This window comes from Streptomyces montanus, assembly GCF_005786655.1.
Taxonomy (GTDB): Bacteria; Actinomycetota; Actinomycetes; order Streptomycetales; family Streptomycetaceae; genus Streptomyces; species Streptomyces sporangiiformans.
In genome coordinates, this window is the sequence record NZ_VBZC01000049.1 from 62,176 (window position 1) to 74,278 (window position 12,103).

The 12,103-nt window shown below is 72.2% G+C and carries 9 protein-coding genes and 1 pseudogene; 6 read left to right on the forward strand and 4 right to left on the reverse strand.

What is annotated here, in order from left to right; genetic code table 11:
- Positions 1–299 precede the first annotated feature (299 nt).
- A pseudogene (locus FE633_RS34210) lies at positions 300–722 on the forward strand (endonuclease/exonuclease/phosphatase family protein); the annotation flags it as partial.
- Positions 723–948: 226 nt separating this feature from the next.
- A complete protein-coding gene (locus tag FE633_RS34215; protein ID WP_138049054.1) occupies positions 949–2,331 on the forward strand; it encodes a PAS domain-containing protein in 1,383 nt (460 codons plus the stop codon).
- Between the two features lie 87 nt (positions 2,332–2,418).
- Here FE633_RS34215 and FE633_RS34220 read toward each other — a convergent pair whose 3' ends face one another.
- Positions 2,419–3,174 (reverse strand): SIS domain-containing protein, encoded by a 756-nt coding sequence (locus FE633_RS34220; RefSeq protein ID WP_138049055.1) that lies wholly within the window; start codon positions 3,172–3,174, stop codon positions 2,419–2,421.
- 224 nt (positions 3,175–3,398) lie between these two features.
- Between FE633_RS34220 and FE633_RS34225 the strand changes: the two genes are divergently transcribed.
- A complete protein-coding gene (locus tag FE633_RS34225; protein WP_138049056.1) occupies positions 3,399–4,091 on the forward strand; it encodes an iron-dependent transcriptional repressor DtxR in 693 nt (230 codons plus the stop codon).
- Positions 4,092–4,971: 880 nt separating this feature from the next.
- A complete protein-coding gene (locus tag FE633_RS34230; protein WP_138049057.1) occupies positions 4,972–5,832 on the forward strand; it encodes an alpha/beta fold hydrolase in 861 nt (286 codons plus the stop codon).
- 17 nt (positions 5,833–5,849) lie between these two features.
- On the opposite strand, the gene FE633_RS34235 is transcribed toward FE633_RS34230, so the two are convergent.
- The 3 genes from FE633_RS34235 to FE633_RS34245 form a co-directional block, all read right to left on the reverse strand.
- Positions 5,850–7,445: a transporter gene (locus FE633_RS34235; RefSeq protein WP_138049058.1), complete on the reverse strand. Its 1,596-nt coding sequence runs from the start codon at positions 7,443–7,445 to the stop codon at positions 5,850–5,852.
- A complete protein-coding gene (locus tag FE633_RS34240) occupies positions 7,442–8,233 on the reverse strand; it encodes an ABC transporter ATP-binding protein (protein WP_138049059.1) in 792 nt (263 codons plus the stop codon). The genes FE633_RS34235 and FE633_RS34240 overlap by 4 nt, the downstream gene beginning before the upstream one ends.
- An 81-nt stretch (positions 8,234–8,314) precedes the next feature.
- Positions 8,315–8,974 (reverse strand): bifunctional DNA primase/polymerase, encoded by a 660-nt coding sequence (locus tag FE633_RS34245; RefSeq protein WP_138049060.1) that lies wholly within the window; start codon positions 8,972–8,974, stop codon positions 8,315–8,317.
- Between the two features lie 319 nt (positions 8,975–9,293).
- On the opposite strand from FE633_RS34245, the gene FE633_RS34250 reads away from it, so the two are divergent.
- Positions 9,294–10,679: an NsdA family TPR-like regulatory protein gene (locus FE633_RS34250; RefSeq protein ID WP_138049061.1), complete on the forward strand. Its 1,386-nt coding sequence runs from the start codon at positions 9,294–9,296 to the stop codon at positions 10,677–10,679.
- 200 nt (positions 10,680–10,879) lie between these two features.
- A partial coding sequence (locus FE633_RS48825) for a DNA polymerase III subunit gamma/tau domain-containing protein (RefSeq protein ID WP_484422050.1) occupies positions 10,880–12,103 on the forward strand: 1,224 nt, incomplete at its 3' end.

Here is a 12,103-nt window from a genome sequence, read left to right on the forward strand (position 1 = left end):
CCCTCCAAGGGAGGGAGCCGGCCGGACGTACCGGCGAGCTCGCGGGTCGGGTGACTGCTTGAGATTGGGCCGGCTGCGCGCTCGACTCACGCGCTGGTCCGGCACCGCACTGGGTGTGGTGGCGAGCCGCTAGCCCGCAGTCACCTCACGCGTCCGGTATTCATACATCTGCCGAACCACCTCCCTTCTCGTGTACTGCACACCCTAGGAAGGGCCCCGAGGTCGTTCAAGCGCTTTTTCTGGGTAGGTGCGGATTCCCGCGGCGGGTGGGGGCGGCGTAGCGGAGGGTGGGGCGGTGTATGCGTGTGGTGACGTGGAACGTGTGGTGGCGGTTCGGGCCGTGGGAGCGGTGGCAGCGACGGCGGGGGACGCGACGGTCGATTTCGGTTGTGCCGTACTCAGCCGGTGGCCCGTCGTGGACCGGGCGGTGGTGCCGGTTCGTCGCGGAACACTGTGGCGGGACCGCGTTCCCGCCCGTCCTCACCGGTGATTTCAACGCATGGCCCGACTCGGACGAGGTCCGCCTGATCGGCGGCTACAAGACGGCACCCGTCGTCCCCGGGCAGGTGCTGCTCGACGCCTGGGAGTACGCGGACCCGGCGGCTCCGTCGGCCACCTGGGACGCGGCCAATCCCTACGTGGCGCCCGCTTTCCCACCGAGCGTCCGGATCGACTACATCCATGTGGGGCCGCCGGGTCCGGGAGGCCTGGGCCATGTCCGGGCGCCGCTCTGAGCTTCGTGGGCCGGCACGGTCTGGCACGGTGGCGGGTGGGGCAGGAGGGGCGGACGTTTCCCGCGTACAACGATTTCCCGCAATCTTGGGGGAACCCGGTGTGGGCTGCGTCACGTTCGAGTTGAATGATTCGTAGTGAGTGATGCGTAGTGAGTGAACGGAAGCGCGGTCGTACCGCGCAGGACACGCCGACACGGCCTGCAGGGGGTGCCAGGTGAGTGCTTCACGGCGTAGCGGGACCACGGACGAGCTGGGGCCCCAGGAGCCCGAGCGGGACGGGGCCGATCTGCTTGCCGCTCTGCTCGATGGGATGGACGCGGCGTTGTGTGCCTTCGACGCCGACGGGGTCGTCACCCATTGGAATCGGGAGGCCGAGCGGATTCTGGGGTGGACCGCGGACGAGGCGGTCGGGCGGCAGGGGTTCGCCGGGTGGGCCGTGCGGACGGCGGACGCCGAGGAGGTCCAGGAGCGGCTGCTGTCGGCGATGCAGGCTCCGGGGCGGCAGGTGTACGAGTTCGCGCTGCTCACCAAGGAGGGCGGGCGGGTGCTCGTCCGCACGCAGTCCGCTGCCGTGCGCGGGCCGGACGGGAAGCCCGCCGGCGTGTACTGCGCCTTCAGCGAGGTGCATGCGCAGATAGACCTGGAGCGGTCGATAGCTCTGAGTGAGGCGTTGTTCGAGGACGCGTCGTGGGGGGTCGTGCTCGTCGACGCCGATCTGCGGCCCGCCGTCGTCAACGCGCACGCGGCTCGCGCGCTCGGGATAGGGCGTACGGCTGTGCTGGGGCGGCCCCTGGGGGAGCTGCTCGCGCAGGGCGTCGAGGAGCTGGAGAGCGCGCTCACGCATGTGCTCGCGGAGGGGTCGCCGCCCGCGCCCGCCGAGATGTGGGTGACGGTGCGGACGCCGGAGGGCGAGAAGCGGCGTTGCTGGTGGAGCGGGTTTCTGCGGCTGGCCTCGCCGCTCGCGGAGGAGCCGGTGCCGCTCGGTGTCGGGTGGCTCTTCCAGGACGTGACCGAGAGCAAGCAGACCGAGCAGGAGGCCTCGCTGCTGCGGTTCCGGACCAACCAGCTGCACCGGGCCGCGCGTGCGGCGGCCGAGTGCGAGGATCCGGCGGAGGCGGCGGTCGTTCATCTGGACTTCGCGCTGGCCGGCTTCGCCGATCACGCGCTGATCGACCGGGTGGCCGGTGGTTCCGTACGCGACGGAGAGGGCCCGGTGCGGCTCGTACGGGCCGCCGCCACACCCTCCGGAGCGCCGGGCCCGAGCCTGCCGGCCGGACGTGCCGGACTGCCCGTGCGGTACGCCGAGGGGCATCCCGCGCTGCAGTGCGTCGACCGGATCGGGTCCGTACGGGCCAGCGCGGGCGCGTCCTCCCCCGAGCGGACCCGGGAATGGGCCGCGGCCCGGCAGTGGCCCGCGGACTCGGTGCACGCGCTGTGCGCGGTCCTGCGCAGCCGCGGCCGGACCCTGGGCGTCGTGACGTTCCTGCGGGGCGCCAGCCGTACGCAGTTCGAGCGGGCCGACGCGATGTACGCGGAGGACGTCGCGGTACGGATCGCCGCGGCGCTGGATCTGGCCGGGGCGTCGGAGCGGGGCTGAGCCGGCCGAGCCGGCCGGAGGGGCAGAACGGCTCCGGGGTTCGTGGTTCGTGGTTCGGGTCTCGCGTCTCGGGTCTCGCGTCTCGGGTCAGCGGCGGTAGAAGATCCGGTCCGCGTGCTCCTCGAAGACGCGGCGGTTCCATTCGTGTCCGCCGTCCACGTTGCCCGAGCGCAGGAGCGGCGGCTGGATGCCGCGGTCCGCGAGGGCTCCCGCCGCGGTGGCCATGACCGCCTGGAGGAGGGCCGACGTGACGACGCCGGAGGCGGGGGCGAAGGGGGCGGCGACGGTGTCGTGGGTGAGTTCCGCGTCGCCGACCGCGATCTTCGAGTCGAGGACGATGTCGCAGTGGTCCTTCAGGTACGTGCCCGAGCTGTGCCGGGACTTCGTCTCCGTGGCGTACGCGACCGAGGTGACCCCGATGACCTTGAGGCCGAGGGCGCGGGCGTTCATGGCCATTTCGACGGGGAGGGCGTTGCGTCCGGAGAGGGAGATGATCACGAGGGTGTCTCCCGCGCGCGCGGGGCTGGAGTCGAGGACGGCGCTCGCGAGGCCATCGACGCGTTCCAGGGCGGAGCCGAGGGTGGCGGGCATGACGTCCACGCCGACGGCGCCCGGTACGGCGAGCAGGTTCATGAGCGCGAGGCCGCCCGCTCGGTAGACGATCTCCTGCGCGGCCAGCGAGGAGTGTCCTGCGCCGAAGGCGAACAGCCGGCCCTCGGCGGCGACCGTGTCGGCGATCAGCGTGCCGGCGGCCGAGATGGCCTCGGTCTCCTCGTCCCGTACGCGCTCCAGGAGGCGGATCGCGGCATCGAAGAACTGCCCGGCCAGCTTGCTCTCGCTCATCGGCGAAGCCCCTTCGACGTACGCCCGTCGTGTCGCGGATCACGTTGCGGTCTGGACCACTGTGCTGTCAACACGGGCGTCGGTACCACCACGGAGGCACTCGTCACCGCGTGGTGGCAACCGCGCGGCACGGTTGTCAGTGGTATGCGTCAGAATTGGTGCGAGGGCCAGCGCACACGCCGGTGAGCCACTCCGCCTCCGGCAGAGCTAATCAAGGGGCACGTATGTCCGGACTGATCGACACCACGGAGATGTATCTCCGCACCATCCTCGAGCTGGAGGAGGAAGGTGTGGTCCCGATGCGCGCCCGGATCGCCGAGCGGCTCGACCAGAGTGGGCCGACGGTGAGCCAGACCGTCGCGCGCATGGAGCGTGACGGCCTCGTGGCGGTCGCCAGTGACCGGCACCTGGAGCTCACGGAGGAGGGCCGCCGGCTGGCCACACGCGTGATGCGCAAGCACCGCCTCGCGGAGTGCCTCCTCGTCGACGTGATCGGTCTGGAGTGGGAGCAGGTGCACGCCGAGGCGTGCCGCTGGGAGCACGTGATGAGTGAGGCGGTCGAGCGCCGCGTCCTGGAGCTGCTGCGCCACCCGACGGAGTCGCCGTACGGGAATCCGATCCCGGGCCTGGAAGAGCTGGGCGAGAAGGACGGGGCCGACCCGTTCCTGGACGCGGGCATGGTCTCGCTGGCCGACCTGGACCCGGGCGGCGACGGCAAGACGGTCGTGGTACGCCGCATCGGCGAACCCATCCAGAAGGACGCGCAGCTGATGTACACGCTGCGCCGCGCCGGCGTGCAGCCCGGCTCGGTGGTCAGCGTGACGGAATCGGCGGGCGGCGTCCTCGTGGGCAGCGGCGGCGAGGCCGCCGAACTGGATTCGGGCATCGCCTCCCACGTCTTCGTGGCAAAGAAGTAGCACCACCCCTTCGCCCGACCACCGCCCCGCCGGCCGCGGGGGGTGTTCGGCGGCCTCACGCCGACCCGCTTTCGGCTCGGTCTGTTGCCCGGCCGTCGGCCGTGGTGGGGGCAATGTCGCGCCGGCCCGTCCGATGGCGTGCGGCCGGCTCGCGCTTGACCGCACGCCGCGGTGGCGGATGGCATGGTCAGCGGCGGGCTTGCTTGCGATCTCGTGTTCAACTCCCTTAACCCGGCCACCAGTTGCCCCGTCCCACAGTTCCCATAGAAACAAGATTCAGTGCGCCGAATCGCAGCGGTCGAGCCGTTTGCGTGCGACGCTGTCGCGAGAGGCATATGACCTGAGGGTTCTTGATCGCGGAGGCGGTGGCGCTGACGCTTGGTCAGGGAGGGGCGGCAGGATGTGCCATGGGCGTGACCACAGGCATGACCACGTGCACGACCGCAGACATGAGGTGGGCCCCGGCGCATTGTGGCGCCGGGGCCTGTCCTCCCCTGTGCTGACCCGGAGCCCCGAGCTCTCAGGGTCATTCCCCTCGGACCGTTTTCCCCGAGCGGTCCGCCTCCCGCTGAAGATCTCCCCGCGCGGGCGGCGATCAATCCCTGAGCGAGGTCACTCGAACGAGGGGTGTTGCCGCCAAAAGCCCCACCTTCGAATGCGCATTCGATAACGTATGAGTGACGGAACCGTCACTCAATACGCAGGAATAACCAGTAGGCACAACAAGCCAGCACGACCAGTGCACAACCAGCGCGACCAGCGGACAACCAGCACGACCAGCGCACAACCAGCAGGAGCAGCGGTACGACGAGCGACAGCAGCAGACCGGCCGACTCACGCGGCACGAGCGGGCCGAGTGGATCAAGGGGGGTGCCAACTCATGGTGCGGCGCATCGAGGTGACTGGAGCGGGCGGCGTACGCCTCGCCGCCTGGGAGTTCGCCGACCCTCCCAAGACCGGGGAGACGGGGCGGGCGCCCGGCGTGCTGTTACTGCACGGCCTCATGGGCCGAGCCTCGCACTGGGCGTCCACCGCCCGCTGGCTGTCCGAGCGCCATCGCGCCGTCGCGCTCGACCAGCGCGGCCACGGCCAGAGCGACAAGCCCCCCGAGGGGGAGTACACCCGTGAGGCCTACGTCGACGACGCCGAGGCGGCGCTCGAACAGCTGGGCCTCGCCCAGGCCGTACTGATCGGCCACGCCATGGGCGCGCTGACCGCCTGGCAGCTCGCCGCCAAGCGGCCCGACCTCGTACGCGGGCTGATCATCTGTGACATGCGGGCCTCCGCGCTCGGCGCGGCCTCGCAGCGCGAGTGGGAGGACTGGTTCAAGGCCTGGCCCGTCCCCTTCGCCACACTCGCGGACGTACGCAAGTGGTTCGGCGAGGACGACCCCTGGGTGGAGCGCCCGAATCCGGCACGCGGCGAGTTCTACGCCGAGGTCATGGCCGAGTCCGAGGACGGCTGGCGCCCCGTCTTCGAGCCCGAGCAGATGCTCAAGTCCCGCCAGACCTGGGTGTACGACGCGCACTGGGAGGAGCTGGCGCAGGTCAGCTGTCCCACTCTCGTCGTACGCGGCCTGGACGGCGAGCTGGGCCGGGCCGAGTCCCAGGAGATGGTCCGCGTGCTGCCCCGCGGCCAGTACGCGGAGGTCGCCGACGCGAGCCACCTCGTGCACTATGACCAGCCGGACGCCTGGCGCGCGGCGATCGAGCCGTTCCTGGACACCTTGCTCGCCTCATGACGCGCAAAGACGCGCAGTCAGCCCTTGCTGACCGCCGCCAGGATCTCCGGCAGCCGCCGTGCCGTGCGCGGCGCGGCCAGCCGTAGCCCCAGCAGACCGATCAGCGCGCCGTACGCCGTCCCCAGCGGCAGCAGCACCCACGTCCACTCCTCCCCGCCCTTCACGACGTGCAGCACGATCGTGAAGGTGAGGACGGGCGCGCACAGCAGGGCCGCCGAGACCATGCCGCCGAAGATGGAGATCCAGGCGAGGCCCGCCTGCCCGGGGGCCACGTTCTTGTAGCCCTCCTGAGGGATCGAGTACGGGAAACGGGCGGAGGACCAGGCCCCGGTCGCCAGCATCGCGCCGAGCAACGCGAAGGACAGGCCCAGGACTTCGGGCAGGGCGGGCCAGTCGCCGAGCATCGCCGTCGTCAGGACGGTCACGAGCGTCGCGTACGGGAGGGTGATCACCAGGAGCGCCAACGCCCGTCCGCGCAGCTCGACATACGCGTCGCGCGTGGACGAGATCGTCATCGCGACCATCCAGAACGCGGACGTGTCCTGCCCGAACTGGTTGTACATCTGGATCCCGAGCATCCCGGCGGCGAAGCACGCGAAGTAGATCGAGCCGGTGCCCTGCAACGCGTTGAACAGCGGCACGATCAGGCCGATCGCGAGCGACGTCACCCACGCGGCCTTCGTCTTGGGGTCGCGCCACACGTACCGCAGACTGCGCTCCATGACCGTGCCCGTGCGGCCCGCGGGCAGCAGGCGGCCCAGGCCCGAGGAGCGGCCGGCCCGGTCACGCGCGGGCTCGGCGGCCTGGAGAGTGGAGCCGTCCGGCGAGGTCATCAGCCGGGTCAGACTCCGCTGCCAGAGTGCCAGCAGAGCGGTCAACGCCAGCGCGCTCAGGGCGATCTGGGCGACCCCGGTGGCGTACGCGCCCTCGCTCACCGAGTCGACCGCGCCGATCGCCGACGCCGGCGGCACCCAGCGCAGCACGTCGGCCGCCGGATCCAGCGTGGACAGACCCGACGCACCGAGCTTCTGCGCCCCGAAGTTGACGACCTGCGCCCCCACGGCGATCACCAGACCGCTGAGTACGGCGAGATCGCGGCCCTTGCGGCTGGTCAGCAGACGGATGTTGGCGGCGGCGACCGCACGGGCGAGGGCCACACAGACGAGAAGCGCGAGGACGACCGCGACGACTCCGGTGACGTACGCCGCCGTGCCGCGCGCCGTCGCGATCACGGAACCGGCGAACATGCACAGGGTGAACAGCGGCCCTATGCCGATCAGGGAAGCCGCCAGCAGGGCGCGGACGAGCGGGCGCGGGCGCAGCGGCAGCATCACCAGGCGGGTGGGGTCGAGCGTCTCGTCGCCGCCGGGGAAGAAGAGGGGCATCACGGCCCAGCCGAGCGCCAGGACGGTGGTGAGCAGCACCGTGACGGACACCGCGTGGGTGTTGCCGCGCAGCGCGATCAGGCCGATGAGCTGGAGCGCGGCGAAGAACAGGACGAGGACGACCGACGCGACGTACGCGGCCCGCCGCCCGGCCGACTGCCGCAGGCCGTTGCGCAGGAGGGACAGCTTCAGCCGTACGACGACGGGGACGACGGCGGCGGTGCTCATCGGGCGCCGCCGCCGAGCCAGTCGAGGTGGGTACTCGTGTCGCGGTCGTTCGCCCCGACGAGTTCGAGGAACGCCTGCTGGAGGGAGGGCGCCGCGCCGCGTACGTCGGCGGTCGGGCCGTGTGCGCGGATGCGGCCCGCGGCCATCACCGCGACCCAGTCGCAGAGCGACTCGACGAGTTCCATGACGTGGGAGGAGAAGACGACGGTGGCGCCGGACGCGGTGTACCGCTCCAGGACGCCGCGGATCGTCTGAGCGGAGACGGGGTCGACGCCCTCGAACGGCTCGTCGAGGAAGAGGACTTCGGGATTGTGGAGGAGCGCCGCGGCGAGCCCGATCTTCTTGCGCATACCGGTCGAGTAGTCGACGACGAGCTTGTGCTGGGCGCCGGCCAGGTCGAGGACGTCCAGCAGCTGGGTGGCCCGCTTGTCGACCTCGGCGCCCGGCAGTCCGCGCAACCGCCCGGTGTACGCGAGGAGTTCACGGCCCGACAGGCGCTCGAACAGCCGCAGGCCCTCGGGCAGGACGCCGATGCGGGCCTTGACCTCCGTCGGATCGCGCCACACGTCGTGTCCGACGACCTCGACGGTGCCCTGGTCGGGCCGGAGCAGGCCGGTCACCATCGACAGGGTGGTGGTCTTCCCCGCCCCGTTCGGCCCGACCAGGCCGATGAACCGGCCCGCGGGCAACTCCAGATCGACCCCCGCTACAGCGATTTGCTCCCCGAACCGCTTCCACAGTCCCTGCACCCGCACGGCAACAGCGCCCACCCTCGCTCCCTCCGTCATGCGAGCACGATACGTGTCAGCGCTGCGCACCCGGCCGGGGCCGCGCGCCCGAGGGGCGCGGGGCTGTGACATTTCGACGGGTCAACGACGCGCGTCGCGCCCGCACGCGTAAGCGAGAGGCGAGATCAGCTCCTCCGCATCGGGCAGCCACCGGTTGGCGGGTGTCGGCCGGCAGGCCCACTGCACCGCTCCGTGTGCCCCGAACCGGGTGGGCGGCGCCGCCACGTACGCACCCTCGCCGAGCACGTCCAGATCCAGCGTCGAGAGGGGCCAGCCCAGCCTGCGGACCAGGTCGGGGATCTTCGCGGCGGCTCCGGGCAGGACGAAGAACTGCATCCGCCGGGCCGGGGTGCAGGTCACGGGGCCGAGCGTCAGTTCCATGCGCCGCATGCGGGCGAGCGCGAGGAAGCCCGCCGTCTCGGGGACGTCGATCGCGTCGAACGTGCGCCCCGTGGGCAGCAGGATCGACGCGGCCGGCTGTTTCGACCACAGCCGGCGCGCGACGGTCGCACTGCCCGTCGCCTGGGTCGGCCAGTCCTCGCGCGCCGGGTGCGCGCCGGGGAGGGCGCACGCGGGCTCGCCGCACGAGCAGCGCTGCACCCCGTCGACGGCTTCCAGCCAAGTGCCGGGGAACACGTCCCAGTGGCGCTCTTCGGCATAGCGCACGGCGATGTCCTGCAGTGCTTCCCCGCGCTGCTTGGGGATCTGCGCGGTCTGGGTGCTCGTGATGGTCTCTTCCACGCTGAACTCAACTCCCGTGCCCACCTCGGGTTACGGTCCTGACGCGCGCGGGGGAGGAGCATCGATCCCTCGTGTGGGGCGCATGGATGCATGGGTGGGGGCGCGCATGGGCAGCGACGGCGTGGGCTGGGTAGCCACGTGTGAGGCCGGGCAGCAGCCTTCAACCCCGGCAATCCTCGCATGTCTCGCATTTTCGGTATGTCCGCGGGGCATTGATCTTCAGGGCCGGATCCATTCCCTCGGGTCGGGGGGCCGGCCGTGAGGAATCGTCAACTCGGTGCGCGGGCAGGCACCCGAGCCGTGAAGCAGGGGGTACGCCATGGCCGCAAGGCCTCTCGTCGCGCGGCAGCCGAACGAACGGCTGCAGGCGCTCATCCAGGAAGCGGGCTGCTCGAACGCAGGGCTGGCCCGCCGGGTCAACATGTGCGGCGCGGAGCACGGTCTCGATCTGCGCTACGACAAGACGTCCGTGGCGCGCTGGCTGCGCGGACAGCAGCCGCGCGGGCGGGCGCCCGCGATCATCGCCGAGGCGCTGGGCCGAAAACTGGGCCGGACGGTCACGATCGACGAGATCGGGATGGCGAACGGCAAGAACCTCGCCTCCGGTGTGGGCCTGCAGTTCTCGCCGACCGTTCTCGGCGCCATCGAGCAGGTCTGCGAGCTGTGGCGCAGCGACGTGGGCCGCCGGGACTTCCTGTCCGGCTCGTCCGTCGCCGCCTCCGCGCTCGTCGAGCCGAGCCGCGACTGGCTGATCTCCGCGCCGGACTCGCAGGTGGCACGCTCGGTCGGGCCGCGGGTCGGGCTCTCCGACGTGGCGGCGGTCCGGGCGATGACGCAGGCGCTGGTGGACCTGGACCATCAGTACGGCAGCGGGCACGTGCGCCCGGTGGTCGTGCACTACCTGAACAGTGTCGTCTCCGGGCTGCTGGCGGGCTCGTACCGGGAAGCCGTCGGGCGGGAACTCTTCGCCGCGGTCGCCCGGTTGACGGAGCTGGCGGGCTATATGGCGGTCGACACCGGGCAGCCGGGCCTGGCGCAGCGGTACTACATCCAGGCGCTGCGGCTCGCCCAGGCGGCAGGCGATCGCGGGTACGGCGGGTACGTACTGGCCGCGTCCATGAGCCACCTGGCCGCGCAGCTCGGGAACCCGCGGGAGATCGCGCAGTTGGCGCGCGCGGCGCAGGAGGGCGCGCGTGGGCGTGTGACCCCGCGCGCGGAGTCGATGTTCCACGCCGCCGAGGCGCGCGGGCACGCGCTCATGGGCGACGCCCGGGCGGCCCAAGTGGCGTCGGGGCGGGCGGTCACGGCCCTGGAGTCGGCCGACGGGGCCTCCGGGGACGATCCGCAGTGGATCGCGCACTTCGACGAGGCCTATCTGGCCGACGAACTGGCGCACTGCCACCGGGATCTCGGGCAGGCCCAGGCGGCCGCGCGATGCGCGGAGGAGTCCCTCGCCGGGCATCCGGAGACGCGCGCCCGGCGGCGCGCGATCGGCTTCGTACTGCTGGCCAGCGCGCAGGTGCAGCAGCGCGAGGTGGAGCAGGCCTGTCACACGGGGATGCGGGCCGTCGAGCTCCTCGGCACGCTGCGGTCGAACCGCGGGGCCGAGTACCTGGACGACTTCCAGCAGCGACTGGAGCCGTACCGGGACGAGCCGGTGGTACGGGAGTTCGGGGCCCGGATGGAGTTGCAGGCGGCGGCGTAGACGTCGGCGTACGCGGGCGTGAGTGGAGGACACGGATGGGTGATGTGTGAAAGGGAGCACTTACCGGCGCCTTGAGGGGGGATTTCGTCAGTTCTGCTCCATGGGGCGAGGGCCACGTTCTGAGCGGCGTGGCATGGGGTTGTGGGGACCCGGTAGCGTGAACCGACGATTCCGAAGGTCCCCCATTCGTAGGAGTCCCGGTGACGCAGAACGGACAGGGCGAGGAGCCCTCGCAGCGCCCCGCGCGCGAAGGCATCGTGCTGCCGTCCGACGGCGGGGCCCCTCTCCTCCCGGGTCAGCAGCAGACGGACCACGCGACCCCGGCGGGCGGCCAGGCCTGGGGCCAGCCATGGGGCCCCGGCCAGGCTCCCCCGGAGCACGGACAGGGCGGACCTTCACCCGCTCCGGACGCGGGCAACCCCGCCGCCCCCTCCTGGGGCGCGCCGTCCGAACCCACCCCCGGATGGGACACACCGGCCTCCGCCTCCGCGCCGGGATGGGGCACTGACGGGGCGTCCGGGTACGGAGCGCAGGGCTCCGGCCAGGCGTCGGCGTATGGGGCGCAGGGGTCCGACCAGGCCTCGCAGTACGGGGCGCAGGGTTCGGACCAGGCGTCGGCGTATGGGGCGCAGGGGTCCGACCAGGCCACGCAGTACGGTTCGCAAGGGTCCGACCAGGCTTCGCAGTACGGGGCGCAGGGCTCGGACCAGGCTTCGGCGTACGGGGCGCGGGGGTCCGACCAGGCCACGCGGTACGGGTCGCAAGGGTCCGACCAGGCTTCGCAGTACGGGATGGGCGCCGATGCGGCGCCCCAGTGGGGTGCCGCTCCGGCGCCCGGCGGTGCGGGCCACCCGCCGTCTCCGGACGGCGGAGCCGGTTCGCTGCCGCACCAGCAGGCTGACACGAGCGGGCGCCCGCCGGAGGGCTCGCCGCCTCCGCCGCAGGGAGCGGGCGGGTACGCCCCGCGTCGGCCGACGGACGGGTACGGGACGCTGCAGACGCCGGGTGGCCCAAGTGGCCCGGGCGGGCCTCAAGGGCCGACCGGCCCTGGCGGGCCGCAGTCTCCGGGCGGGTACGGCGACGCGCAGCCGTCCGCCGGTTCCGCCGCCCCTCAGATGCCCCATGGCTACGGCGCTCCGCAGACGTCCGGCGATCCTGCCGCCGCGGGAACGTCGGGTGCGTATGGCGCCTCGCAGCCTGCGCAGGACCCGGCGACGTCGCCTCCTTCCGCCGAGCACGCGGCACCGCGGACGCCTGGCGGCGGGTACGGCGCCTCGTCGGAGTTCGAAGGTCAGTCCGCCGCGCGGGAGCCCGGCGGATACGGCACCTCGCAGCCGCCGGCCGCCTACGGTGCCGCGCAGCCCGCGCAGCCCGCGCAGCCCGCGCACGGCCAGGTCGCGCCACGTCCCCCCGCCGAGCGCGGC

What these genes read in the sequence shown, in the direction of transcription:
- FE633_RS34235 (WP_138049058.1), bottom strand. Translation starts at nt 7,445, where the DNA reads ATGAGCACCGCCGCCGTCGTCCCCGTCGTCGTACGGCTGAAGCTGTCC.
- FE633_RS34230 (WP_138049057.1), top strand. Translation starts at nt 4,972, where the DNA reads ATGGTGCGGCGCATCGAGGTGACTGGAGCGGGCGGCGTACGCCTCGCC.
- FE633_RS34220 (WP_138049055.1), bottom strand. Translation starts at nt 3,174, where the DNA reads ATGAGCGAGAGCAAGCTGGCCGGGCAGTTCTTCGATGCCGCGATCCGC.
- FE633_RS34240 (WP_138049059.1), bottom strand. Translation starts at nt 8,233, where the DNA reads ATGACGGAGGGAGCGAGGGTGGGCGCTGTTGCCGTGCGGGTGCAGGGA.
- FE633_RS34225 (WP_138049056.1), top strand. Translation starts at nt 3,399, where the DNA reads ATGTCCGGACTGATCGACACCACGGAGATGTATCTCCGCACCATCCTC.
- FE633_RS34250 (WP_138049061.1), top strand. Translation starts at nt 9,294, where the DNA reads ATGGCCGCAAGGCCTCTCGTCGCGCGGCAGCCGAACGAACGGCTGCAG.